This is a genomic window from Halococcus dombrowskii (genome assembly GCF_022870485.1).
In the GTDB taxonomy this organism is placed as follows: domain Archaea; phylum Halobacteriota; class Halobacteria; order Halobacteriales; family Halococcaceae; genus Halococcus; species Halococcus morrhuae.
Window position 1 is genome coordinate 422,533 of record NZ_CP095005.1, and the last position, 24,883, is coordinate 447,415.

Genomic DNA, 24,883 nt, shown 5'->3' on the forward strand with positions numbered 1-24,883 from the left:
CTCCGTGACGGTAATCACGATACGTCAGATCGCCGATCAGTCGGACGGGTTCTCCTCGTGTGGCGAGCGCGCGGCCTCTGGCCCCTGCCCGTCGAGACTGATGATGTTCTCGCGCCCGATCGAGAGCTTCTCGACGCTGCCGTCCTCGTTCATCGACGAGAGTAGTCGGCTCACCTTTGCCTTCGACCACTCGGTTCGCTCGACGATCTGTGACTGTTTCATCCGCCCGCCATGGTCGCGCAGCAGCGCCAGCACGCGGTCCTCGTCGGTCATCGGCATCGGATCGGCGATCTCGGTTGTGGGCTCCGCATCGCTGGGCGAATCCGTGCCGTCCTCCGAATCGGCTGCCGGTTCGTCGGTGTCCGACCCCAGATGCAGCAGGCTGCCGTCGCGTTCGCGCCATCGGCGGCGGACGAACGCGCCGACGGCCACGACGACGGCGATGACGAGTATCGCGCCGACGACGAGCCAGATCGGTGTCAGGTCGTTGGTCGGGTTCGTCCCGAGCATCGCTTCGAGATCGTCGTCGAGCCCGTCGCCGTCGGTGTCGCTCGCGGTCGGATCGGTGCCGCGCTGGACTTCGATCCCGTCGCGGATGCCGTCACCGTCGCTGTCGGGATCCTGCGGGTCGGAGCCGTACTGGTTGACCTCCGCGCCGTCGGTCAGTCCGTCGGCATCCATGTCCGGGTTCGAGACGTTGTAGCCCGCCTCGACCTCGCGGGCGTTGGTCAACCCGTCGCCGTCGAAGTCACCCTGTCGACGGAGCACCGTCACGGAGACGGTCGTGCGGTCGAGCACCGTCGCGTTGCTCGCGTTCGAGAGCTTCTGGAGCTCGACGGCGAGTCTCTGCTCGCCGGTGGCGTTTTGCGGCCACGTGACGTTCGTGAACTCGGCGGTGCCGTTGGTGCCGTTCGGCAGCGCTTCGAGCCCACAGTCGAGCGTTCGCGTCGTCCCCTTCCGATCGGCACCGAGACAGACGCGGTAGTTGCGGGCGTCCGGTTGGTCGGCGAAGCCGACGCTGACGTTGAGCGACTCGTCGCTCCAGAGATACGTGGAGCCGTTTGCAGGATCGTTGGTGATGACGCCGCTGCCCGACACCTCGATCGTGCCGATGCCGTCGTTCGACTGCGCGACGGCCGGGACGGCGGCGCTGGCGAGTACCACCAGACAGAGCACTCCTGCCAAGATACGCGCGCCGTCGCTCATCCTTCGCCTATCTTCTGCGTGCGCTCGGTATTATACTGTCGGTCAGTCGGCAGCTGCACATATCCCGCCGTAATCGGTCTCTCCGATCGGCTGTCGGATCGACACAGCGCCATCAGCACGGCGATATCGCTATCGACGAGTGTGGTTGATAAAAACGAACGGTCGGCAGCACCGACCGCATATCGGTTTTGAGAGGGCTGGGGACCGAATTTAGGCTGCGGCTTCGGTCGTCGTGTTGCCCATCATCTCGGTACCTTCCATCTCCGTACCCATGTCGGTACCTTCCATCATGGTCTCTTCGTCGCCCATCATGGTCGTCTCCTCGCCGTCCTCCATCATGGTCTCCTCACCGTCCTCCATCATCGTCGTCTCTTCGGCCATGCCGCCGTCTTCCATCATGGAAGTTTCCTCGGCAGCACCGCCGTCCATCGCAGTCGTTCCTTCGCTACTGTTGTTACCGCCACCGCCGCCCATACAGCCGGCGAAGACGAGCAGCGCGGCAACGAGACCGACCGCCAGAACGCGCCGTGAGGGGAGCCGCTCCCCGAGCGCGTCGAATGGTTTGCTTGTCATGCGTTCTGCACTCGACACCAGCAGCCTCGACCACATAAATAGCCCGTCCTGTTCCGACTGTTGCGGACCGTTACAGCCGCTGAGAAGCCGATTCACGCGCATTTCTTCATGTTCGAACAACACGTGTCTGACGCCTGGCTGACGACTGTCCGCCACCCCCGTCCTGTGACGGCCGGTTCGCGAGCCGATCATCGTCGTCCGCGGCCAACGGTCCCTTTTCGAGCGCCACGTACTGCACGAAACGACCATTTCCATTCGGATGTCCAACCGTTTCACGCCCGAAACGGTTGGTTTCACGTCGTTTTTCTCGCCCGATCGTCGTTTCTTGCGGCGGTGAATCGGGAGCCGGCGGGCGTATTCGGTTCGGATCCGTCGTTGAGCGCGACGAAAGGGAAAGCCCATACCGTGGTGTCGAAAACACCCCCACATGGCAGCCATCGAACTCGATGGAGTGACCAAGCGCTACGACGGCGGGCTCGGGCTCCCGGGACGGTCGAGCGATCCCGTCGAAGCGCTTTCTGATCTCGACCTGACGGTCCGGGAGGGCGACATCTACGGCTTTCTCGGGCCGAACGGGGCGGGGAAATCGACGACGATCAACGTGCTGCTCGACTTCGTTCGGCCGACGGCGGGGAGCGCGCGCGTGCTCGATCTCGACGCCCGCACCGAGAGCCAGCAGGTGCGCGAGCGCGTCGGCGTGCTCCCGGAGGGGTTCTCGCCGTACGACCGCCTGACCGGCCGTCAGCATCTCGATTTCGCCATCGGGTCGAAAAACGCCGCCGACAGCCCATCGGAAATCGCCGAGCGAGTGGGGATCGCCGACGCGCTCGACCGAAAGGCCGGCGGCTACTCGAAGGGGATGGCCCAGCGCCTCGTCCTCGGCATGGCGCTCGTCGGCCAGCCGGACCTGCTGATCCTCGACGAACCGTCGACGGGTCTCGACCCGAACGGCGCGCGCGAGATGCGCGATATCGTCCGCGCCGAACGCGATCGCGGCGCGACGGTGTTCTTCTCCAGTCACGTCCTTGGTCAGGTCGAACCGGTCTGTGATCGGGTCGGCATCCTTCGAGACGGCGAACTCGTCGCCGAGGACACCGTCGAGGGGCTGCGCGATGCCGCCGGCGGCGAGACGACGCTCGCGGTCGACGTCGAGCGCCTACCCGACGACGCGGTGGCGGCGGTCCGCACGCTCGCCGGCGTCTCGACGGTCCGTGCGGACGGACAGCGACTGACCGTCGACTGTGTGGACGGCGCGAAGACCACGGTGTTGTCGACGCTCGAAGACAACGGCGCGCCGGTGGCCGATTTCGATACGACGGGGGCCTCGCTGGAGGAGGTCTTCGCGAGCTACACCACCGGCGAGCGGGAGGTCCGCGCGTGAGCACGCTCGCGGTCGCACGCAAGGACTTTCAGGATGCGATCCGTTCACGAGTGCTGCTCGGGCTGACAGGTTTGTTCGTGCTGTTCGTCGCGGGTGCGTCGTATTTCTTCGCGCGCATCCAGCCCGCTCCGGGCGGCGGCGATCCGACGGCGCTGGTGCTCATCTTCTCGCTGCTGACGCCCGCGGGCCTGCTCGTGCCGATCATCGGGCTGGCGCTCGGCTACAAGGCCGTCGCCGGCGAGCGCGAGAGCGGGCGCATCAAGCTGCTGCTCTCGCTGCCCCACTCCCGGCTCGACGTCGTGCTCGGGAAGACGCTCGGCCGCACGAGCGTGCTCGTCGTGCCGATCATCGTCGGGTTCGCCGTCGGCGCGGCGGTGATCTTCTGGCAGTCGAGTCGCTTCACGCCGGTGAACTATCTCGTGTTCGCGTTCGTGACCGTCCTGCTCGGGCTGGCCTACATCGCGATCGGCGTCGCGATCTCGTCGGCGACGACCTCGACGTTTCGCGCGCTCATCGGCGGCATCTCATTGCTCGTCGTTCTGGAGTTCCTCTGGCAACAGGTGCTCCTCGCGGTCGTCTACCTCGTGAACGGGCTCAGTCTCCCCCAGCAGCCGCCCGGCGACTGGTACTTTTTCCTCCAGTCGCTCCCGCCCGGCAGCGCCTACAGCAGCGCCGCACGATCGCTGCTCCCCAAGAACCCGACGACGCTCGCCGTCACAGGTCAAACCCCCGACGCGTTCTACCTCCAGGACTGGTTCGGGTTCGTCATCCTCGCGGCTTGGATCGTCGTCCCGCTTGCACTTGGCTATCTTCGCTTCGAAGGAACTGACCTCTAAAATCCGCTCCCGTCAGAATTCGATCCCGTGTTCGTCGAGCAGCGCCACGAACTCCTCTTCAGTGAGTTCGGGCACCTCTTCTCGCTCGGCGTCGTCGCGCTTCGTCCGTCCAGGGTTCTCGCCGACCACCAGGTAGTCGGTGTTGCCCGAGACGCTTCCTGTGCTACTCGCCCCGTGCTGTTCGACGAGGCTTTCGGCCTCCTCACGAGTCAGCTCCGATAGCCCGCCCGTGAACACGAACGTCTCGCCGGCGAGGGCGTCGCCACGCTCGTGCTCGACCGATTCGGGCTCGACGCCGCGCTCGCGCAGGCCGGCGACCGTCTCTTGGTTCCGTTCGCTGTCGAAGAACTCCCGGATCTCGCTCGCGACGCGCGGGCCGATGTCCGGCACCTCGCGGAGCTCGTCCTCGCTCGCGTCCATCAACGTATCCAGCGTTCCGAACTCACGGGCGAGGCTCTCGGCGGTCGTCGATCCCACCTCGGGGACGCCGAGCGCGGTGAGGAACTCCGGGAGCGGGGGTTCCGTCGCCGCATCGAGCTCCTCTCGAAGATTTGACGCGCTCTTCTCACCCCACCCGTCCAGACGGGCGAGATCCGCCTCTCGGAGATCGTAGAGATCGGGGATCGATTCGACCAGTTCAGCATCGAGCAGCTGATCGATGCGCTCCTCACCTAGTCCCTCGATGTCAAGTCCTTCGCGGCTGGCGTAGTGTTCCAGCGCGCGCTGGAGCTGTGCGGGGCAGGCGACCCCGCCCGTACAGAACGCGAGCGGGCCGTCGCGCTCGATCGCGCTGTCACAGATCGGACAGCGATCGGGGAATTCGAAGGTACCCTCGCCGCCGTCCTCGACGACCTCGACGACGTAGGGGATCACGTCGCCCGCGCGCTGGAGACGCACCCGATCGCCGATATTCACGCCGAGCTCCTCGATCTCGCCGGGGTTGTGCAGCGTCGCCCGCGAGACCTCGACGCCGCCGACCTCGACGGGATCGAGCAATGCGACCGGCGTCGCTCGTCCCGTTCGACCGATCTGTACGGTAATATCGGTGATTCGCGTGATCTCGCTCCGTGCGGGGAACTTGTAGGCGTAGGCCCAGCGCGGGGCGCGCGCGGTCGTTCCGAGCCGCTCGCAGGCCACGAGATCGTTCACCTTGAACACCGTCCCGTCGATCTCGTAGTTCAGCTCCTCGCGCGCCTCGCCGAGGCGATCGCGGTAGTCGATAGCGCCCTCGATATTTGAAGCAACCTCAACACGATCATTGACTGATAGGCCCCACTCACGCAGCTTTTCGTGCTGTTCGCTGTGTTCGTCGAAATTGTGGCTGGTTTCGAGCACGCCGAAGAAGAAGCAGGCAAGCGGGCGCTCGGCGGTGACGGCGGGGTCGAGCTGGCGGAGTGTGCCTGCGGCCGCGTTTCTGGGGTTCGCGAACGGGTCGTCGCCGCGTTCGACGCGCTCGCGGTTGTGTTCGGCGAAGGCGTCGCGCGGCATGTAGACCTCGCCGCGCACGGCCAGGTAGTCGGGATACTCTCCTCGGAGACGCTGTGGAACCGACCCGATGGTCCGGACGTTCTGTGTCACGTCGTCACCCTCGCGACCGTCTCCGCGGGTCGCGGCGCGCTCGTAAACCCCGTCCTCGTAGACGACCTCGATCGAGAGCCCGTCGAACTTCGGCTCGCAAACGTACTCGATCCCGTCATTCCCACTCTCGAACTCCGCGAGCGATTGCTGGCCGCCAGTTTCCCCGAGTTCGCGACGCACGCGCTCGTCGAACTCCCGGACCTCCTCGGGATCGCCGCTGGAGTCGATCGAGAGCATCGGCGCGACGTGGTCCACGGTCGCGAGTTCGTCGAGCGGCTCCCCGCCGATGCGCCGGGTCGGGCTCGTTTCGCTCGCGATGTCGAAGGAGTTTTCGAGCGATTCGAGCCGGGAGAAGAGCGCGTCGTAGGTCCGATCCGGAATCCCCGGGTCGGCCTCGATGTAGTACCGATGGTCGTGTCGGCGGATCGCCTCGCGCAGCTGCTCGGCCTGCTCGCGCGCCTGCTCCTCGTCGAGCGTTGCGAGGTCGTCGAACTCCGTCGGCGGATCGCGGAGATAGGGGTTGTCCGCGTCCGCGGCGTCCGAGGCGGTCATTGCCCCAGTTATTCCGGGGTTCCGCTTAGGTGGTTCGCCTCGTCGCCTCTTTTCCTTCTCTTCCCGTTCTCCTTCGCTATCGAGGCAAGTACGGCGATAACGCCGGGGCTTATGTGAGCCGAGGCGGATACACGGCCATGAGCGACGACTTTCTCCTGCTGAACCCCGGGCCGGTGCCGATCACCGACGCGGTCCGCGAGGCGATGGACGCACCGATGGTCTCGCACCGCTCGGCAGAGTTCGAGGCGGTCTACGAGCGCGCCCAGGACGGCCTGGAATACGTCTTCGAACACTCGACCCCACAGGAAGAGGCGACCAGCGCCGGCGGCACCGGTCTGGTTCTCAACGGGACGGCGACGATGGGGATGGAGGCCGCCGTCGCCAACCTCGCCGACGCCGAAAGCGAGGTCGTCGCGCTCGTCAACGGGAAGTTCGGGCGGCGGTTCAAGCGCATCGCCGAGCGTTACTCCCGTGTGACGCCGGTCGAGGTCACGTGGGGCGAGGCGTTCGACCTCGACACGGTCGCCGAGCACGTCACCGACGACACCGATCTGGTGACGATGGTCCACAACGAGACCAGCACCGGCATCCTGAACCCCGTCGCCGAGGTCGGCGAGATAGCGACCGAGCACGACGCCCGGTTCGTCGTCGACGGCGTCACCTCGATCGGCGGCGACGTCTTCCGGATCGACGACTGGAACGTCGACATCGCCATCACGGACTCCCAGAAAGCGCTCGCCGCGCCACCGGGGATCAGCGCGCTGTACGTGGCCGACCGTGCGGTCGAACACCTGGACGGCGAGCGCGCGCCCTTCTACGCCGACCTGGAGTGGCATCTCCGCAAAGCCGCCGATCACCAGACGCCGTTCACGAGCGCGGTCCCGCTGTTCCGGGCGCTCGCGGTCGCCGTCGAGCAAATCGAAACTGAAGGGATGAACAGCCGCATCGGCCGCCACCGCCGGCAGGCCGCCGCCTTCCGCGCCGGCTTCGCCGCGATGGGGCTCGACGACTTTCCGACGCTCGACGACGCCAGCGAGCGCTCGAACACCGTCACGGCGATCGAACTGCCCGAATCCGTTCGCGAGAATCCTGAGGAGTTCTTCGACGCCGTCGCCGAGCGCAACGTCTCGATCAGCGGCGGCCAGGCCCATCTCGACGGGGAGATCTTCCGGGTGAGCAACATGGGTCAGCTCGCCGACGAGCAGGTGCTCCGCGGCGTCGAGACGATCGGCGAAGCGCTCGCCGACGTCGGCTACGACGCCGATCCCGCGGCGGGCCGCGATGCCGCGCGCACCGAACTCTGATTCTGTCTCTATTCTTCGTCCGCGTCCTCGACGTCGATCTCGGTCCAGTCGGCGTCCGTCTCGTCCGTCGGTCCGAACGCCATCTCCGTTCCCCGGACTGCGTCGCCGAGGCCCTCACCGAGCCGTTCGCTGTCGCCGATCGTCCTGACCTGTTCGGCGAGCGCGTCGATGTCGACGTTCTCGACGAGCGCCACCGCGGCCGCCTCGCCGACGCGACCGCCGACCTCGCTGCCGGCCGACTCCTTCACGACGCGGCCGAGCAGTCCGCTGCTGCTCGCGCCCTTTGCGGCCAGCCGTCCGACGAGTGCGCCGAGGACCTTTCCGAGCCGTTCGTACTCGACGGCGTCGTCGAGCGCCGCGCCATCGGCGAGCGCGTCGATGTCGATGCCCTCGATCAGCTCCGTGATGGCATCGCCCGCGTAGTACGCTTCCATGCCGCGCTCGATCGCCTCTTCGGGGGTATCGTCGTCCATTACCGGAGCCTATCGCGGCCGACGGATATGACTGTTCCCAGCAGATGCAGCGGTGCTCGATCGACCGTTATCGCCGACGGCGACATTTGCCGTAACTCGTGGTTATAGATGGGACGCGATATATGCACCACATACATGACCGACGCAGAGGGGCGCGGGTTCGGTACGCGTTGCGTCCACGCCGGCCAGACGGCGGACGCGGCGACCGGTGCCCGTGCACCGCCGCTCTACCAAACGACCTCCTACGCCTTCGAGGACGCCGATCGCGCCGCCGATCTCTACGCGCTCGACGCCGAGGGCGATGTCTATTCACGGATCTCGAACCCCACGGTCCGCACCCTCGAAAACCGCCTGGCGGACCTCGAAAACGGCACCGATGCGCTCTGCACTGCATCGGGAATGGCTGCCCTCGACGCCGCGACGCTCGTCCTCGCCGGGACCGGCGACAACGTGGTGAGCGCTGCCTCCATCTACGGCGGCACGCACACCTACCTCAGTAATACCGCCGCCCGCCGTGGGATCGAAGCACGATTCGTCGACACGCTCGATCCCGCGGCCTACGCCGACGCGATCGACGAGAACACGGCGTACGTCCACTGCGAGACGATCGGCAACCCATCGCTCGTCACGCCGGACGTCGAGGAGATCGCCGACGTGGCCCACGATCACGGTGTGCCCTTGCTGGTGGACAACACGTTCGCCACGCCCGCGCTCTGTCGCCCGCTCGATCACGGCGCGGACCTCGTCTGGGAATCGACCACGAAGTGGCTCCACGGCGCGGGCACGACGATCGGCGGCGCGCTCGTCGACGGCGGCTCGTTCCCCTGGGCCGACCATCCGGAGAAATACCCCGAAATCGGGGGTGCGAACCCCGCCTTCCACGGCCTGAACTTCGCCGAGCAGTTCGGCGAGCGCGCGTTCACCGCCGCCGCCCGCCAGCGCGGCCTCCGCAGCCTCGGCGGGAGTCAGTCGCCGTTCGACGCCTGGCTCACCCTCCAGGGGCTCGAAACCCTCCACCTCAGAATGGAGCGCCACGCCGAGAACGCCCTTCAGATCGCCGAGTATCTCGACGACCACGACTCGGTCGCGTGGGTCGCCTATCCGGGACTCGAAGAACACGAAACACACGCGAACGCCCGCGAGTATCTCGACGGCGGGTTCGGCGGCATGATCGCGTTCGGCCTGTCAGGGGGGTACGAGGCCGGCAAACGCCTCTGTGAGGACGTCGAACTCGCCAGTTTCTTGGCGAACGTCGGCGACGCGAAGACCCTCGTGATCCACCCGGCGAGCACGACCCATGCCCAGCTCTCGGAGGCCGACCAGCGCGCCTCGGGCGTCACACCCGATCTCGTGCGGCTCTCGGTCGGAATCGAGGACGCGGCGGACATCGTCGCCGATCTGGAGGCGGCGATCGAATGACGACGCGCGACGTTCGCTCCCTCGGCGAATTCACCTTCGAGTGTGGCGAGTCGATCCCGGAACTCGAACTCGCCTACGAGACCCACGGCGAGTTCACCGGCGACAACGCGGTCCTCGTCTGTCACGCGCTCACCGGCAGCCATCATGTCGCTAGTGGTGGGAGGGGCGGCGACTGGGCGACCGAAACGGATGGCCAGGCCCGCGCGTGGTGGGACGACATCGTCGGCCCCGGCAAAGCCATCGACACCACCGAGCAGTTCGTCGTCTGTGTGAACATTCCCGGTTCCTGCTACGGTTCGTCGGGGCCCGCTTCGACGAACCCCGAGACCGGCGACCCCTACGGCACCGAGTTCCCGCCGGTCACGATCGCCGACTGGACGCGTGCCCAGCGCCGCCTGCTCGACGATCTCGGGATCACGACGCTCGCGGCGGTCGTCGGGGGGAGCGTCGGCGGGATGAACGTGCTCGAATGGATCAAGCGCTACCCTGACCGGGTCGAGCGCGCCGTCCCCGTGGCTGCGGCCGCCCGCCTCGACGCCCAGTGCGTCGCGCTCGACGGCATCGCTCGGCGCGCGATCACGACCGACGCGAACTGGGCGGGCGGCGACTACTATGGAGCTACTGAACCCGACGACGGCCTCGCGCTCGCGCGCCAGCTCGGCCACCTGATGTATCTCTCGAAGGACTCGATGGCACGGAAGTTCGGCCGTCGGGCCGCCGGCCGCGACGCCGCCCGCGACGACTTCCCCGTCGACCCCGCGGCGGGCTTTTTCCCCTATCGCGACGTCGAGTCGTATCTCGACTACAACGCCGGGACGTTCGTCGATCGTTTCGACGCGAACAGCTATCTCTACCTCACGCGCGCAATGGACGATTACGACCTCGCCGCCGGCCACACCACCGATGCGGACGCACTCCGAGCCTTCGACGGCGAGGTGCTCGTGATGAGCTTCACCGGCGACTGGCACTTCACGACCGAACAATCCGAGTCGCTCGCCGAGGCGTGTCGCACCGCGGGCGTCGACGTCGCCCACCACGTCGTCGACTCCGATCACGGCCACGACGCCTTCCTGGTCGAACCGGAGAACGTCGGTCCACCGATCGCCGACTTCCTCGCTCACGGCACCGCCGGCCGCGCCGTGACCGACACCACTACCGACGCGGGCGAGTCGTTCGCGCCCGTCCACGCCAGCCTGTTCGGCGATTGAGTCAGTCGAGGCGCTCGGCGAGCAGTTCCTGTAACTCTTCCATCGATTCGACCACAGCGTCGCAGTGCGGTTCGACCGCCGGTTTCGGCTCGTAGCCAATAGCGAACCCCGCAGTGCGGAGCATCGGCAGATCGTTCGCGCCGTCGCCGACGGCGATCGTCTCCTCGATGTCGATGCCGGCGTTGTTCGCCACCGCCCGGAGCGCGTCGTCCTTGGTCCCCTCGACGAGCGGGCCGGAGACCTCACCCGTAAGACGTCGTTCCTCGAATTCGAGCTGGTTGGCGACGATCGCGTCGACGGGGGTCTCCGACCGCGCGAGCACGCTCTCGACGCCGCGGCCGAACCCGCCAGTGACGATCGCGGTCACGACACCCGCGTCGTTCAGTTCTTGGATCAACTCGGCCGCCCCGGAGCGCAGCACGACGTTCTCGACGCCCGCCTCGACGCCCTCGACCGGCAGCCCCTCCAGGAGTCCGACGCGCTCGCGGAGGCTCTCGGCGTACTCGATCTCGTCGTTCATCGCCCGCTCGGTGATCGTCGCCATCTCCTCGGCGACGCCGTACTGTTCGCCGAGCAGCACGCTCATTTCCGAATCCGAGAGGGTGCCGTCGAAGTCGAACGCGACCAGTTTCATACCCGCCCATCGGCCCGCCGGGTTCAAAACGTTCGCATCCGTGCCGCCCGATCGGCCGGCGAGACGTGCCAGTGAGGAAAGGGTTAACCCTCCCGCGTCGGAGGGTTCGACATGAAGGTACTCGTCACGGACCCCATCGCCGAGCCGGGCCTCACGCGCCTGCGCGAGGCCGGCCACACCGTCGAAACGGCCTACGACGCCGAAGGTGACACTCTCCTCGAAGCGATCGCCGACGCGAGCGCGCTCGTCGTCCGCTCGGGCACCGAGGTCACGGCCGAACTGCTCGACGCCGCCCCCGATCTCGCGATCGTCGGCCGGGCGGGAATCGGCGTCGACAACATCGACATCGACGCCGCCACCGAGCGGGGCGTCATCGTCGCCAACGCCCCCGAGGGCAACGTCCGCGCGGCCGCCGAGCACACCGTCGCGATGACGTTCGCCGCCGCGCGCTCGATCCCGCAGGCCCACGCCCGCCTCAAGGCCGGCGAGTGGGCCAAAGGCGACTATCTGGGGACGGAACTCGACGGCGCGACGCTCGGCATCGTCGGCTTCGGCCGCGTCGGCCAGGAGGTCGCGAAGAAACTCGACAGCCTCGGCATGGAACTCGTCGCCTACGACCCCTACATCTCCGAGGAGCGCGCCGCGAACCTCGGGGCGGAACTCGTCGAACTCGACGACTGCCTCGCGCGCGCGGACGTCCTGACGATGCATACGCCGCTGACGCCCGAGACGGAGGATCTCATCGGCGAGGAGGAGTTGAACAGACTCGGCGACGGCTATCTCGTCAACTGCGCGCGCGGCGGCGTCGTCGACGAACGCGCGCTCGCGGCCGCCGTCGACGACGGGACGCTCGCGGGCGCGGCGATCGACGTCTTCGCCGACGAACCGCTCGACGAGGACAGCCCGCTCCTTCGCGTCGACGACGTGATCGTGACGCCCCATCTCGGTGCGAGCACCCACGCTGCCCAGAAAAACGTCGCCACCGACATCGCCGATCAGGTGCTCTCGGCGATCCGCGGCGAGCCGGTGATGAACGCGCTCAACGCGCCCTCGATGGACGCGAGCGCGTTCCCCCGCGTCGAGCCGTATCTCGACATCGCCTCCACGGCGGGGAAAATCGCCACCCAACTGCTCGACGGGCGCGTCGAGGGTGTCGAAATCACCTACGCCGGCGACATCGCCGGCGAGGAGATCGATCTCGTGACCGCGAGCGCACTCCAGGGTGTGTTCGAGCCGCTCGAATGGCAGGTCAACGCCGTCAACGCGCCGCGCATCGCCGAGGAGCGCGGCATCGACGTGACCGAATCGAAGACCCACACCGCCGCCGATTTCCAGTCGCTCGTGACCGTCACGGTCCAGAACGGCGGCACGGAGATCGGCGTCTGCGGCACGCTGTTCGCCGGCGAGGACCCGCGCATCGTCCGTATCGACGGCTTTCGCGTGGACGCGATCCCGTCGGGCCACATGCTCGTCGCGCGCAACGAGGACACGCCCGGTCTGATCGGTTTCATCGGCACGGTGCTGGGTGACGCGGACGTCAACATCGCGGGCATGTTCAACGCCCGCGAGACGATCGGCGGCGAGGCGCTGTCGGTCTACAACCTCGACGAACCCGTCACCGACGAGCTGCGCGACCGCCTCGAAGCCGACGAGCGCGTCATCGACACGACCTATATCGCGCTCAACGGCACGGAGTAGTTCTCGACCACAACTATATAATGGTCGTTCTGTGTAGTGCTTGAAGTATGAGCACTGACCGGGGTAGCCCCGGCGATCCGACCGACGAGTACGACGAGGGATTGGCCGACAGCAGCGACGACGAGCGCAGCATCGAGTTCTACGGCGGGCGCTGGCTGAGCGCGCTCCCGCTCGCGATCTTCGTCGTCTGGGCGGTCTTCCAGAGTGGCGTCCTCCAGATCGGCGACACACAGGGGCTGGTCGCGGGGATGCTCGTCGCCCTCATCATCGGGATGTTCTTCGCCAAGGGCGACTGGAAGCAGTACGCGAACACGATCTTCGAGGGGATGACCCAACCCGTCGCGGCGACAGCCATCGTCGCCTGGCTCTGGGCCGGCATGTTCGCCGACACCCTCCAGGCCGGCGGGTTCGTCGACGGCCTCATCTGGGCGGCGACCGCCCTTGACATCGGTGCGACGCTGTTCCCGGCGGCGGCCTACATCCTCGCGGGCCTGCTCGCGACCGGTATCGGTACCGGCTACGGGACGGTCGTCGCGTTCACGACGCTGTTCTTCCCGGCGGGCGTGCTGCTCGGGGCGAACCCGGTGCTCACGTTCGCGGCGATCCTCTCGGGGGCCGTCTTCGGCGACAACCTCGCGCCAGTGAGCGACACGACGATCGTCAGCGCCGTCACACAGGATTCGGACATCGGCGGCGTCGTCTCCTCACGCTTCAAATATGCCGCCGTCGCGGCGATCATCGCGCTGCCGGCCTACATCGTCGCCGGGAGCCTGATGGACGGTGTCGACGTCGCCCAGCAGGCCGGTGGCCTGCTCACCGAGAACAGCAACCCGCTCGGTCTCGTCCATCTCCTCTCGGTTGCGGTCGTCATCGGGACCGCGATCCGCGGTCGCCACATCGTCGAAGCGATCTCGTGGGGACTGATCACCTCGGCGGTGCTGAACGTTGTCACCGGCCTGGCGAGCGTGAGCGACATGCTCGTCTTCCAGGCACCGCAGAGCTCCGGCATCGCGCAGTCGCTTTCGGGTCTGCCGTTCATCGAACTCGTCCAGAGCTCGGAGACGGGCGTCGCCGGCAGCATCTACAGCGGTGCGGTCGGCTTCTTCCCGTTGATCGTCCTCACGCTCCTGATCGTCGCCGGCGCGCAGATCCTCGTCCGCGGCGGCGGTTTCGAGGCGATGCAGGACTTCCTGCTCGGATCGGTCGCGACGAGCCTCCGCCGGGCCGAGATGACGATGGTGCTCGGCACCGCCGCGATCAACGCGATGATCACGATCAACACGGCCGCCGAGATCGCCATCGCGCCGTACATCGCCCGCATCGGCGAGCGGTTCAACATCAACGGCTACCGCCGCGCGAACATCCTCGACGCGAACACCTCGGCGCTCGGCTACATCTTCCCGTGGGGCGGCGGCCTGCTCGCGGGCTACACCGCCATGCTGGGACTGCCAGAGCAGTACAGTTGGTTCACCCAGTCGATGCTGGTCAACCCGGCAGAGGTCTGGCCGTTCGTCTTCCACGGCTGGCTGCTGTTTTTCGTCTTCATCGTCGCCGCTCTGACCGGCTTCGGGCTCGAATACACGTCCGACCGCGAGACGGGTGAGGTGGCGCGAGTATGAGCCGTCTCGCCGCGTTCACCGAAGGGCTCGAATTCCGGACGAACAAGCCGAGTTTCGATCCCGGCACGGAGTTCCGGGCGTTCGTCACCGGCTACGAGAACGGAACCGCGCTCGTCCGCCTCGGCGACAGCGTGCTCCAGATCCCGGACGCCCCGCCGAACCTGCTCGACACGCAGGTGCCCGTCCGCGTCGAATCGTTCGACGACAACGACCACACGGGACAGGCGTCGCTACTCGACGGTTTCGACGACGAAGAGAACTGAGCAGTCAGTTGGGAGCGATTCGGGCGTGCGTGCTCACTCGCGCGCGAGTTTTTCGTAGATATCGGCGTGAATCTCGCGATCGATCTCCGCGAGTCGCAGCACTGCTTCGCGTCGCTCGGCTTCTGATTCGGCAGTACGCACTCGCTTACGGAGTTCGATACGTTCCTCGTGGTAGTCCGTATCAGTGCTGTACGCCACTATCGGGTTCCTCGGCGTCCACGTAGGGCTGCCGTCATCTTCTATGCTTCGCCTCCTGTCGAAACGGCATTCGTACGGCAGTACGTGACGACGGTAGCGATATCCGTCGCCGATTCGTCCGTAGCGAACCGGCGTAGTATTTCCCGAACATCGTTGTCGTATCGGAATTCGTGGTCGTTCAGATCGTAGAAGAGCGCAGTGGCGTTCAACGCTGTGCGCTTGTTCCCGTCACGAATGGGTGTTCGGCGGCGAGCAGTCGCATGAGGTGTGCCGCCGTTTCGTGGATCGTGTCGGGCGCTTCGCCGAAATAGCCCTCCGAAACGTAGATCAGCGCTGATTCGACGGTTTCGGGCGAGCGCACGCCGGCTTCGGTTTCGCGATTGCTCACGACGACCGCCTCGTGGATGGCGAGAACGTCTTCGACCGTCGGATAGACGAGGTCGGCCATCGGGCCACCTAGTCGCTCAGGTGGTCCAGGATCGCCTCGGTGTCGTTGGCCACCGGTTCCGGCTCGGCCCCCGCGGCGGCGGCCGCGTCGGGGTCCTTCAGCAGGTGGCCGGTCGTCAGACAGACCACGTCCTCGCTGTCGTCAACGACGCCCTCCTCGCGGAGTTTTCGCAGGCCGGCGACGCTGGCCGCGCTCGCGGGTTCGACGCCGACGCCCTCTTCGGCGAGCGCGCGCTGGGCGTCGGTGATCTCGTCGTCGGCGACCGCGACCGCGGTGCCGCCGGTCGCGCGGATACCGGGGAGGGCTTTCGGCGCGTTGACCGGGTTGCCGATCCGGATGGCCGTCGCGCGCGTCTCGACGTCCTCCCAGCGTTCGGTGTCCTCGTAGCCCTCCTCGATGGCTTCGACCATCGGCGCGGCTCCCGCGGCCTGGACGCCGGTCAGCATCGGCACCTCGTCCTCGGCGAGCGCGCCCGCCCGGACGAGCTCGCGGAACGCCTTGTAGAGTGCCGCCGTGTTGCCGGCGTTGCCGACCGGGAGGACGATCCGGTCCGGGAACCGCCCGTACTCGTCGCGAAACGTTTCGAGGATCTCGAAGCCGATCGTCTTCTGCCCCTCCAGTCGGAAGGGGTTGAGCGAGTTGAGCAGGTAGGCCTCGCCGCGATCGGCGAGTTCGCTCACGATGTCGAGACAGGCGTCGAAGTTGCCGTCGACTTCCAATATCCGCGCGCCGTGGAGGGCGGCCTGGGCCACCTTGCCGGCGGCGACCTTGCCCGCGGGGAGCAGGACGAGCGTCTCCAGGCCGGCGCGTCCGCCGTAGGCCGCGAGCGCCGCGCTCGTGTTGCCCGTCGAGGCACAGGCCAGCCGCGAGACGCCGAGCTCCTCGGCGACCCGCACCCCGACGGTCATCCCCCGATCCTTGAAGCTGCCCGTCGGATTCATCCCCTCGTGTTTGACGCGCAGGCTCCGTACTCCGACGTCCGCTTCGAGCCGGGGGACCTCGTGCAGCGGCGTGTCACCCTCGGGCAGCGAGACACCGTGATCGAAGGGCAACGCCGCGTCGTAGCGCCAGACGCCGCGACCCGAAAACTCCTCGAACGTCGGATACTGCTCGTAGCGCGCTTCGAGCAGCCCGCCGCAGTCGGGACAGCGGTAGGTCGGTTCGTCGAACGGGGCGAGCTGTTCGCCACACTCGATGCAGGCGAGCCAGACACCGTCGTCGGCGCAGTCGGGCGCGGCCGCGGCGAGGCTGAGGTCGGACATGTGCGCGCCTCGGGGGCTGTGGGCAAAAGTCGGCTGGTTCGCACACCACAAGCGTGGTGCTTACCCACGCGTGGCCACAACGCGACGCATGAGCCAGCGGACGACGCGTCGGCGATATCTCGGCGCGCTCGGGGCGACGCTCGCCGCCTCGCTCGCCGGCTGTTCCGGCGTTCTCGGCGACGAGAACACGACGAACAGATCGTCGACGACCACCGGGACGCCGTCGGGAAACGCGACGAACGCCAGCCGCTCCTCTCCGAGTCCGTACACGCAAGTCTACCGCGACACCATCGGCTCGGTCGTCCTCATCAGCGTCACCAGTCGATCGGGCCGGGGTGGACAGGGCTCCGGGTTCGTCTTCCGCGGCGACCACGTCGTCACGAACGCCCACGTCGTCAGCGATGCGAGCGACGTCCAGGTTCGGTTCTCCAAGGGGCAGTGGCGCTCGGCGTCGGTCGTCGGCACGGACCCGTCGAGCGATCTCGCCGTCGTCGAGGTACGGAACAAACCCCAGTACGCCGAACCGCTCTCGCTGGTCAGGTCGGAGCCTGCCATCGGCACGGAGGCGGTCGCCATCGGCAACCCCTACGGGTTCGAGGGTTCGGTCACGTCGGGGCTCGTGAGCGGCGTCGATCGCTCGATCCCCGCGCCGAACGGCTACCGGATCCCCGACGCGATCCAGACCGGCGCACCGGTCAACCCGGGCAACTCGGGCGGCCCGCTCGTCGATCTCGACGGCCGGGTCATCGGCGTCATCAGCTCCGGCGGTGGTGAGAACCTCGCCTTTGCCATCTCGGCGGCGCTCGTCGAGCGCGTCGTGCCGTCACTCATCGGGAACGGCGAGTACGAGCACGCCTACATGGGCGTCGGGCTGCAGACCGTCACACCTAATCTCGCCGATCGTGTGGGACTCGATCGCCCGCGTGGCGTGGCCGTCACGCAGGTCAGTCAGGACGGCCCGTCGGACGGCACGCTCAGGCAGGGCGACGTCATCGTCGGTCTCGGCGGCGAGAAAATCGCCGGCCGCCAGCAGCTCTCCTCGTATCTCGCGCTTCAGGCATCGCCGGGCGATACGATCGACGTCACGGTGTTGCGCAACGGCGAGCGCCGAACGCTCTCGCTCACGCTCGGCAGCCGGCCGGAACAGCCCGGTGCGTTCGAGCGCACGCCCGAATCGGGCTAGCTCGCCCGCTCATTCGAGCGCTTCGTCGCCGAACTCGTCGATACGCGAGTGGACGTAGGCGGTCCACTCGTCGAGCGTGTCGTGCATCAGCTCCTTCGCCTCGGGTAACGGCGTCGCAGTGTACTGATAGACGTGGCCGCCGCCGTCGAGCAGTCGGCGACCGCGGTCGGCGAGGCCTTTCTCGCGCAGCGTCGACAGGGATCTGTTGACGTTCGAGCGATCACGATCCAGCTCCTCGGCGAGCTCCGCGACCGTGCTCTCCGGGCGATCGCACAGCGTCCGGTAGGTCCGTGTCTCGTGGCGCTGGATGTCGAAGACACAGATCATCACCTCCGCGAAACCCGGCTCTGAGTCGACCATCAGATCGCGAAACCGCTGCGGGTCCGGGTCGGAGTCGACCATGAGGCCCGTTCGGTGAGCTGGAAGATAAACATCCGCCCGCGGTCGTGCGCGCTTCGCGCCAATGCGCGCCGTTCGCCAACACGGGTCATGGCTATGTCGGCGCGCAAACTACCGTCGTTCGTATGAGCCAAGAAACTCGCACCGACACGACGGCGGCGACCGGCACACGACTGGCGGACTGGCAGGCGGGCGTCGTCGGCGGCCTGGCGGGCGGCGCTGCGATGGGCGTGCTGATAACCATGCTGATGCCGCCGGTCATCGAGATGGCGATTCCGGCGCTCTATGGTCTTCAGGGCGGGCTCGCCGGCTGGATCGTCCACATGGCCCACAGCGCGATCCTCGGCGTGGTGTTCGCCGCGATCGCGGCCACAACGGGTATCGGGAACGGTATCGGCCGATCGACGATCGCCGGCCTCGTGTACGGGGTCGTCCTCTGGGCGGTGCTCGCGGCGCTCGTGATGCCGATCTGGCTGCAGACCCTCGGTTTCGCCGGCGCGCCGCCGCTCCCGAATTTCGCGCTCCCCGGGAGTCTCCCGGCCCACGCCGTCTACGGCGTGCTTCTCGGCGCGATCGTCCCGCTGCTCGGGAACTAGCGCGCGTCGAGCAAGAAAGTCAGCAGTCCCTTCTGGGCGTGCAGGCGGTTTTCGGCCTGTCGCCAGACGAGCGAGCGCTCGCTCTCGATCACCGTGTCGGTGATCTCCTCGCCGCGGTGGGCCGGCAGGCAGTGTAGCACGCGCGCGTCGGTTCCCGCGAGCAGCTGCTCGTTCAGCTGGAAGCCGCCCTCTTGAAAGGCGGTGCGCTTTTTCTCCCCACTCGTCTCGCCCATGCTCACCCAGACGTCGGTGTAGATCGCATCGGCATCGGCGACCGCCCGCTCGGGATCGTCGGTCGTCGTCGGTCGTGCGCCGATTTCCGCTGCTTGCTCCAGTACATCGTCGTCGATCCCGTACCCCTCGGGCGTCGCCACCATGAGATCGATGCCGGCGAGCGCACAGCCCAGAACGAACGACTGGGCGACGTTGTTGCCGTCGCCGACCCACGCGATCCGTGAATCGAAGCCGATCGTCTCACGGATCGTGAGCAGGTCAGCGAGCGTCTGGCAGGGGTGGGCATCGTCGGTCAGGCCGTTGACGATCGGCACCGTGGCGTGGGCGGCGAGCTCTTCGAGATCGTCGTGCTCGAACAGCCGCACCATCGCGCAGTCGACGAAGCCCGAGAGCGTGCGCGCGGTGTCCTTCAGGGGTTCGCGCTCGCCGAGCCCGATGTCCTCCGGGCCGAGGAAGATGGCGTGGCCGCCGAGTTGGGTCATCCCGGTCTCGAAGGAGATGCGCGTCCGCGCGCTCGGCTTCTCGAAGACCATGCCAAGCGTCTGGCGTTCGAGCAGCGGCTCGCGCTCGCCACGGTCCACCTGCGATTTGAGCTCGCTCGCCGTGTCGAGTACCGTCGTCAGCTCGCCCGCCGAGAGGTCGTCGATATCGGTGAAATGGCGTGTCATGTATCCCCCGTGATCCGGTCGGCGACGGTACAGAGCACTTCGACGCTCGTGTCGAACTCGGCGAGCGGGAGGCGCTCGTCGGGCGCGTGATCGAAGTCCGAATCGCCCGGCCCGTAGGTGACCATCGGGCAGTCCCAGGTGCGATAGATGTTCATATCGCTGGTGCCCGTCTTGCGGAGGCTGCGCGGTTCGCCGTCCGCCTCCCGGATCGCCGCGCGGAACGCGCTCGCGAGCGGCGTCCTGGGGCTCGCCATCACGGGATCGACGCTGTCGTGCCAGCGCACGGTCCCCGTATCGAGCTCGCCGTCGGCCATCTCGCGCACCTCGTCGACGGTGAGGCTCGGCGGCACGCGCAGCTGGACGTCCATCGTCGCCTCGACGGAGAGCCCGTCGTCGCTCACACCGCCCGCGATCGCGGTGGCCTTCGGCGTGACGCGCTCGAAGACCGGCGTCCACTCCTCGCCCTCGTCGACGGTCGCCTTCACTCGCGCCCACCACTCCATCGCGTCCTCGATGGCGTTGTTCTCGGGGCGTGAGGTGTGGCCCGACTCGCTCGTGGCGACGTAGGTGCCTGCGAGCAAGCCCCGGTAGCCGAAGGTGACGCCGTCCCAGCCCGAGGGTTCGCCGTTGACCACCGCTCCGGGTGGTTCGCGCGTCGAAACGAGATGGCGCGCGCCGTCGGAATCGGTCTCCTCGCCGACGACGCCCGCGAAGCTCACTCCCGTGCGCACGGCCGCGACCGCCATCGCTGCGAGCGGGCCGGTCGCGTCGACGCTGCCGCGCCCCCAGAGAACCTCTTCGCCGCCATCCGCTTCGACACGGACCGGAATCTCGCCGGGCACGGTGTCGATGTGGGAGGTCAGCAGCACGGCGTCGTCCGCGGGCGCACGAACGTTACCGACCGCGTCGATCGTCGCTTCCCGTCCGTGTGCTTCGAAGAAATCGACGAGGCGCTCCGCACAGGCACGCTCCTCGCCGGTCGGCGACGGGGTCTCGACGAGCGAGACGAGCAGGTCGCGCGCCCGACTCGCCGAAACGGTTGCGACGCTCTCGCTCACGACTCCCCTCCGAGCACAGTTGCGAGCGCGTCCACGACCCGATCGGCGTCCGTCTCGTCCATCACCAGCGGCGGGAGCAGCCTGACGACCGATCGACCGGCCGGCAGCGCCAGGATCGAGTGATCGAGCGCGAGATCGCGGAGAACCCGGTTGGCCCCGCGCTTGACCTCGATGCCGACCATCAGCCCCATACCCCGGATCTCGCGGACGTCGTCGCCGACCGCCGCCCGGAGTTCGGTTTCGAGATAGTTGCCCACGTTCCCGGCATGAGTGGGTATCTCCTCCTCGACCAGCGTCGAGAGGGTGGCGTCGATGGCGGCGCTCACGACCGGCCCCCCACTGAACGTCGAGTTGTGTGAGCCGTGGCTCTCGGCGATCCAGTCGGCACAGAGCGCCGCGCCGGCGGGCAGGCCGTTCGCCAGCCCCTTCGCCGTCGTGAGCACGTCGGGCGTCACGTCCTCGTGCTCGCAGGCCCACAACTCACCTGTTCTTCCCATCCCGGTCTGCACCTCGTCGAGGATCAGGGCTGCGCCCGCCCGATCGGTCTGTTCGCGCGCTGCCGCGAGATAGCCCTCGGGCGGGCGGTTGATGCCGCCCTCACCCTGGACGGGTTCGAGGATCAGCGCGGCCGTCTCGTCGTCGACCGCATCGGAGAGCGCCGCTTCGTCACCGTAGGGGACGAACTCCACGTCGCCGATCAGCGGCTCGTAGGGGTCGCGATACTCGTTCTTCCACGTGGTCGCGAGCGCGCCCATCGTCCGGCCGTGGAAGCCCTGCATCGTGGCGACGATCTTCGAGTCGCCGGTGGCGCTCCGGGCGAATTTCAGCGCCGCCTCGTTCGCCTCGGTCCCCGAATTGCAGAGCCAGACGTTTTCCAGCCCCGCGGGCGCGGCGGCTTCGAGCGCCGCGTTCGCCCGCTCGCGCGCTGCGACGGGATAGGAGGCCTGCACGAAGGTCAACCGTTCCAGCTGCTCGCGGATCGCCTCGGTCACTGTCGAATGGGTGTGGCCGAGCGGCGCACAGGCATAGCTCGCCCCGCAGTCGAGATATTCGTCGTCGTTCTCGCCGTAGAGGTGGACGCCCTCACCGCGTTCGAGGCGGATCGGCTTCTCGGCGTGGACGAAGCCGCTCATGCCTCGACCTCCCCGAGAACGCCGGGCAGGAGCTGCGTCCCGCCGCCGTCGAGCGCCGACCGGATGGGCTTTTCAGAATTGGCGTCGGCGACGACGACCGACGCCGCACCGCCGTCGAGCGCCTCCTTGGCCGCCATCACCTTCTTGCCCATGAACCCCTCGGCGACCGACTCGATCCGTTCGAGTTCTTGAGGTGTTGCCGCCCGCTCAATGAGCGTCGCCGGGTCGTCCGGGTCGTCGAGCACGCCCGGGACGTCGGTCAGCACGACCAGAGTCGCGTCGAGCGCGCCGGCGACCGCCGCGGCCGCGCGGTCGGCGTCGGCGTTCACAGGTGTATGGTCGTCAGCCACCATCGGCACCGTCACGACCGGCGTGTAGCCGTCCGCGAGCAGCGATTCGAGCAGGTCGTCGTTGACCGACTCGATCTTCCCCGAGTGCTCGCCGCGGCGGATCTTCGTCTTTCCGTCCTCGACGACCTTCACCGCGGACTTCCGCGGCCCGGTCAGCAGTCCGCCGTCGACGCCGGACAGTCCGAGCGCGTCCACACCGTCCGCCCGCAACTGCGCGGTGAGATCGGTGTTCAGCTTTCCGGGCAGCACCATCTCGAAGACCTCCATCGTGCGCTCGTCGGTGAACCGCCCGACGACGCCGCGTGGCGTCTCGACGTACTCCGGCTCCTCGCCGAGCTCGTCGAGCGTCTCGTCGACCGCCGTCGAGCCGCCGTGGACGACGACACAGTCTTCGCCCTCGTCGACGAGCGCCGCCACGTCCGCGACGGCCCCGGCCGGGTTCACCGCCCGCGCGCCGCCGACTTTCACGACGACTGTCATCAGGGCGCTCCCACGGGATGCAACCCCTGAAAACCGAGTCCAGCTGTCTCCTCGAACCCGCAGGAAATGTTCGCCGCATGGACGGCCTGGCCTGCCGATCCCTTCATCATGTTGTCGATCGCCGAAAAGACGACGATGCGCTCGTTGCTCGGATCCAGCTCGAACCCGACCTCCGCGTAGTTGGTGCCCGCCACTGCCTTCGGCTCGGGGTAGCGATATACCCCTGTGCCGCCGGCCACGAGCCTGACGAACGGCTCGTCGTCGTAGGTTTCGCGAAAGGCGCCCCAGAGGTCGCCGGTCGTCACGGGCCCATTGGGGAAGACGTGACAGGTTGCCGCTGCGCCTCGGGTCATGTCGACCGCGTGGGCCGAAAACGCTGTCTCGCAGCCGAACTCGGCCTGGATCTCGGCCTCGTGGCGGTGGCCCGTCGGCGCGTACGGCCTGACGACGCCCGACCGCTCGGCGTGCGAGGACGCCTTCGAGCTTCCGGCACCGCCTTCCGAGGAGCCGACCTTGACGTCAACCACCAGCTGCTCGCTTCCGTCGAGGATGCCGCCGTCGAACAGCGGTGCGAGCCCGAGGATGGTGGCGGTCGCGTTGCAGCCACCCGCCGCGATCAGCGACGCGTCCGATAGCTCCTCGCGGTTGCGCTCGGGAAGCGCGTACACCGATTCGTCGAGGAGTTCGGGCCGGCTGTGGCCGTCGTACCACTCGTCGTACTCGGCCTCGCTGTCCAGTCTGAAGTCGGCGCTCAGATCGACGACCGTGTCGGCCGCTTCCTGGAAGGCGTCGATATGCTTCATCGACACGCCATGTGGGGTGGCGGCGAACAGCACGTCGACGCTATCGAGGCCGGTCGGCTCGCTGAAGCGTACGTCGAGCTCCCGGAGGTTGGGATGCACACTACCAACCGTTTTGTTCGCATACTCTCGACTGGTCGCCTGTGCGATCTCGAACTCCGGATGCGCATGAAGCAGGCGCAGCAGTTCGCCGCCGGTGAACCCGCTCGCGCCGACGACGGAGGCGGTATGGCTCATTCGTTCGTCCTCGTGGCCGCCGTCATGCGGGAACCTCGGCGGGTTCGGCGCTCTTCGCCCTCGTTTCGAGCCAGTCGACGACCTTCCCGGGGACGTCGACGTCGGCGACCCCGTCGAGCGCCTTGAACTCGACCGTGTGATTCACTTCGTGGACCGTATAGGAATCGCCCGTCTCCATCAGGTCCACACCCAGCAGCCCGCCACCGACGGCCTCGCTCGCACGGGCGACGAGGTCGCGCGCTTCGTCGTCGAGCTCGAAGCACTCGGTTTCGGCACCCTTCGCCGCGTTCGTGAGCCAGTGATCCGAGGAGCGGACCATCGCCGCCACGGGCTCGCCGTCCGTACTCAAAACGCGGATGTCGCGGCCGGGTTTCTCGACGAACTCCTGGATGTAGAACACCTTGTGCTCGTAGTGACCCAGGGTGGCCTTGTGTTCCAGAATCGCTTCGGCGGCGCTTCTGGAGTCGATCTTCGCCATCAGGCGACCCCACGAGCCGATGACGGGTTTGAGGACGCAGGGATAGCCGAACTCCTCGATGCATTCCATCGCGCTCTCCTTGGTGAAGGCGACCTCCGTACGCGGGGTGGGCACCCCGGCTCCCGCGAGCGCGAGGCTGTTCTTGGCCTTGTCGGCACAGATGTCGGCGGTCGCGGGATCGTTGATCACCGGGATGCCGTAGGCCGCGAGGAACTGCGTCGCGTACCGGCTCCGGCTGGTCGCCAGACAGCGGTCGACGACGATGTCGACATCGGCGAGCGCCGCCGGCGGCTCCGAGAGCCCGAAGCGCTGGTCGCGCACGTCGACTTTCACGACCTCGTGGCCGCGCTCGCGGAGCTCGCCGAGCAGGAGTTTCTCGTCCTGCCTGATACGCGAGTAGAGGACGCCTATCTTCACGCTTACTCCCCCCAGTCTTCCTCGAGCTCGGGCGCGGTTTCGAGTTCGACAGGACCCGTCGCGACCACTTCGAGTTCGCCGCCGCAGGTGCCACAGTCGATGATCTCACCGGTCTCCACGTCGTCGTGCAGGGACAGTTCGGCCCCACATTCGGGACAGTTCGCCATTGTGTCCCCACCTCACCCGGGAATCCGCTTA

At 67.4% G+C, this 24,883-nt stretch carries 26 protein-coding genes; 10 read left to right on the forward strand and 16 right to left on the reverse strand.

Features of this window, described 5'->3' with window-relative positions; genetic code table 11:
- Nucleotides 1-36: 36 nt before the first annotated feature.
- Nucleotides 37-1,206: a helix-turn-helix transcriptional regulator gene (locus tag MUK72_RS02245; RefSeq protein ID WP_004053937.1), complete on the reverse strand. Its 1,170-nt coding sequence runs from the start codon at nt 1,204-1,206 to the stop codon at nt 37-39.
- 210 nt (nt 1,207-1,416) lie between these two features.
- Nucleotides 1,417-1,779: a hypothetical protein gene (locus tag MUK72_RS02250; protein ID WP_004053938.1), complete on the reverse strand. Its 363-nt coding sequence runs from the start codon at nt 1,777-1,779 to the stop codon at nt 1,417-1,419.
- 427 nt (nt 1,780-2,206) lie between these two features.
- Between MUK72_RS02250 and MUK72_RS02255 the strand changes: the two genes are divergently transcribed.
- Together MUK72_RS02255 and MUK72_RS02260 are read left to right on the forward strand one after the other, a co-directional pair.
- A complete protein-coding gene (locus MUK72_RS02255; protein ID WP_244703410.1) occupies nt 2,207-3,160 on the forward strand; it encodes an ABC transporter ATP-binding protein in 954 nt (317 codons plus the stop codon).
- Nucleotides 3,157-3,996, forward strand: coding sequence for an ABC transporter permease (locus MUK72_RS02260; RefSeq protein WP_244703412.1), 840 nt, complete (start codon nt 3,157-3,159; stop codon nt 3,994-3,996). The genes MUK72_RS02255 and MUK72_RS02260 overlap by 4 nt, the downstream gene beginning before the upstream one ends.
- A gap of 12 nt (nt 3,997-4,008) precedes the next feature.
- Here the strand turns inward: MUK72_RS02260 and ligA are convergent, their stop codons facing one another.
- Nucleotides 4,009-6,126: an NAD-dependent DNA ligase LigA gene (ligA, locus tag MUK72_RS02265; protein WP_244703414.1), complete on the reverse strand. Its 2,118-nt coding sequence runs from the start codon at nt 6,124-6,126 to the stop codon at nt 4,009-4,011.
- A gap of 137 nt (nt 6,127-6,263) precedes the next feature.
- Between ligA and MUK72_RS02270 the strand changes: the two genes are divergently transcribed.
- Nucleotides 6,264-7,430, forward strand: a complete 1,167-nt coding sequence (locus MUK72_RS02270) for a pyridoxal-phosphate-dependent aminotransferase family protein (RefSeq protein WP_244703417.1) — start codon at nt 6,264-6,266, stop codon at nt 7,428-7,430.
- Nucleotides 7,431-7,438: 8 nt separating this feature from the next.
- Here the strand turns inward: MUK72_RS02270 and MUK72_RS02275 are convergent, their stop codons facing one another.
- Entirely contained in the window at nt 7,439-7,903 is a 465-nt protein-coding gene (locus tag MUK72_RS02275) for a hypothetical protein (protein ID WP_004053949.1), read from the reverse strand.
- A 135-nt stretch (nt 7,904-8,038) separates the two neighbouring features.
- Here MUK72_RS02275 and MUK72_RS02280 point away from each other — a divergent pair, with 135 nt between their 5' ends.
- Nucleotides 8,039-9,322, forward strand: a complete 1,284-nt coding sequence (locus MUK72_RS02280) for an O-acetylhomoserine aminocarboxypropyltransferase/cysteine synthase family protein (protein ID WP_244703421.1) — start codon at nt 8,039-8,041, stop codon at nt 9,320-9,322.
- Nucleotides 9,319-10,530 (forward strand): homoserine O-acetyltransferase MetX, encoded by a 1,212-nt coding sequence (gene metX / locus MUK72_RS02285; RefSeq protein ID WP_244703423.1) that lies wholly within the window; start codon nt 9,319-9,321, stop codon nt 10,528-10,530. The genes MUK72_RS02280 and metX overlap by 4 nt, the downstream gene beginning before the upstream one ends.
- Nucleotide 10,531: 1 nt before the next feature.
- Here the strand turns inward: metX and serB are convergent, their stop codons facing one another.
- Complete coding sequence (gene serB / locus MUK72_RS02290) at nt 10,532-11,164, reverse strand: phosphoserine phosphatase SerB (protein ID WP_244703425.1); 633 nt, start codon at nt 11,162-11,164, stop codon at nt 10,532-10,534.
- Nucleotides 11,165-11,275: 111 nt separating this feature from the next.
- Between serB and serA the strand changes: the two genes are divergently transcribed.
- From serA to MUK72_RS02305, 3 genes are read left to right on the forward strand one after another with little or no spacing between them, the layout of a single operon-like run.
- The gene (serA, locus tag MUK72_RS02295) at nt 11,276-12,862 is read left to right on the forward strand and encodes a phosphoglycerate dehydrogenase (protein WP_244703427.1); all 1,587 of its coding nucleotides are present in this window, start codon (nt 11,276-11,278) and stop codon (nt 12,860-12,862) included.
- Nucleotides 12,863-12,909: 47 nt separating this feature from the next.
- A complete protein-coding gene (locus MUK72_RS02300; RefSeq protein ID WP_244703429.1) occupies nt 12,910-14,481 on the forward strand; it encodes a Na+/H+ antiporter NhaC family protein in 1,572 nt (523 codons plus the stop codon).
- Nucleotides 14,478-14,744, forward strand: a complete 267-nt coding sequence (locus tag MUK72_RS02305) for a DUF7513 family protein (RefSeq protein ID WP_244703431.1) — start codon at nt 14,478-14,480, stop codon at nt 14,742-14,744. The genes MUK72_RS02300 and MUK72_RS02305 overlap by 4 nt, the downstream gene beginning before the upstream one ends.
- 33 nt (nt 14,745-14,777) lie before the next feature.
- On the opposite strand, the gene MUK72_RS02310 is transcribed toward MUK72_RS02305, so the two are convergent.
- The 3 genes from MUK72_RS02310 to thrC form a co-directional block, all read right to left on the reverse strand.
- Nucleotides 14,778-14,942 (reverse strand): hypothetical protein, encoded by a 165-nt coding sequence (locus tag MUK72_RS02310; protein WP_244703433.1) that lies wholly within the window; start codon nt 14,940-14,942, stop codon nt 14,778-14,780.
- Between the two features lie 205 nt (nt 14,943-15,147).
- Nucleotides 15,148-15,390 (reverse strand): Fic family protein, encoded by a 243-nt coding sequence (locus MUK72_RS02315; RefSeq protein ID WP_244703434.1) that lies wholly within the window; start codon nt 15,388-15,390, stop codon nt 15,148-15,150.
- 8 nt (nt 15,391-15,398) lie between these two features.
- Nucleotides 15,399-16,652, reverse strand: a complete 1,254-nt coding sequence (gene thrC, locus MUK72_RS02320; RefSeq protein WP_244703436.1) for a threonine synthase — start codon at nt 16,650-16,652, stop codon at nt 15,399-15,401.
- An 88-nt stretch (nt 16,653-16,740) separates the two neighbouring features.
- On the opposite strand from thrC, the gene MUK72_RS02325 reads away from it, so the two are divergent.
- Entirely contained in the window at nt 16,741-17,835 is a 1,095-nt protein-coding gene (locus tag MUK72_RS02325; RefSeq protein ID WP_244703438.1) for a S1C family serine protease, read from the forward strand.
- A gap of 9 nt (nt 17,836-17,844) precedes the next feature.
- Here the strand turns inward: MUK72_RS02325 and MUK72_RS02330 are convergent, their stop codons facing one another.
- Nucleotides 17,845-18,237 (reverse strand): helix-turn-helix domain-containing protein, encoded by a 393-nt coding sequence (locus tag MUK72_RS02330; protein ID WP_244703439.1) that lies wholly within the window; start codon nt 18,235-18,237, stop codon nt 17,845-17,847.
- Between the two features lie 122 nt (nt 18,238-18,359).
- Here MUK72_RS02330 and MUK72_RS02335 point away from each other — a divergent pair, with 122 nt between their 5' ends.
- Complete coding sequence (locus MUK72_RS02335; protein ID WP_244703441.1) at nt 18,360-18,830, forward strand: histidine kinase; 471 nt, start codon at nt 18,360-18,362, stop codon at nt 18,828-18,830.
- Here MUK72_RS02335 and argF read toward each other — a convergent pair.
- The 7 genes from argF to lysW are packed head-to-tail and all read right to left on the reverse strand — an operon-like array spanning nt 18,827 to nt 24,852.
- Nucleotides 18,827-19,732, reverse strand: coding sequence for an ornithine carbamoyltransferase (argF, locus tag MUK72_RS02340; RefSeq protein WP_244703449.1), 906 nt, complete (start codon nt 19,730-19,732; stop codon nt 18,827-18,829). The genes MUK72_RS02335 and argF overlap by 4 nt on opposite strands.
- Nucleotides 19,729-20,790, reverse strand: coding sequence for a [LysW]-lysine hydrolase (locus MUK72_RS02345; RefSeq protein ID WP_244703451.1), 1,062 nt, complete (start codon nt 20,788-20,790; stop codon nt 19,729-19,731). Before MUK72_RS02345 ends, argF begins: the two co-directional genes overlap by 4 nt.
- On the reverse strand, nt 20,787-21,923 hold the full coding sequence (locus MUK72_RS02350; protein ID WP_244703453.1) for an aspartate aminotransferase family protein: 1,137 nt from the start codon (nt 21,921-21,923) through the stop codon (nt 20,787-20,789). The genes MUK72_RS02345 and MUK72_RS02350 overlap by 4 nt, the downstream gene beginning before the upstream one ends.
- Nucleotides 21,920-22,753, reverse strand: a complete 834-nt coding sequence (locus tag MUK72_RS02355; RefSeq protein ID WP_244703455.1) for an acetylglutamate/acetylaminoadipate kinase — start codon at nt 22,751-22,753, stop codon at nt 21,920-21,922. Before MUK72_RS02355 ends, MUK72_RS02350 begins: the two co-directional genes overlap by 4 nt.
- Entirely contained in the window at nt 22,753-23,790 is a 1,038-nt protein-coding gene (gene argC, locus MUK72_RS02360; protein WP_244703467.1) for an N-acetyl-gamma-glutamyl-phosphate reductase, read from the reverse strand. Before argC ends, MUK72_RS02355 begins: the two co-directional genes overlap by 1 nt.
- 22 nt (nt 23,791-23,812) lie before the next feature.
- Nucleotides 23,813-24,685: a lysine biosynthesis protein LysX gene (lysX, locus tag MUK72_RS02365; RefSeq protein ID WP_244703481.1), complete on the reverse strand. Its 873-nt coding sequence runs from the start codon at nt 24,683-24,685 to the stop codon at nt 23,813-23,815.
- 2 nt (nt 24,686-24,687) lie between these two features.
- Nucleotides 24,688-24,852 (reverse strand): lysine biosynthesis protein LysW, encoded by a 165-nt coding sequence (lysW, locus tag MUK72_RS02370; RefSeq protein WP_004053979.1) that lies wholly within the window; start codon nt 24,850-24,852, stop codon nt 24,688-24,690.
- Nucleotides 24,853-24,883 lie beyond the last annotated feature (31 nt).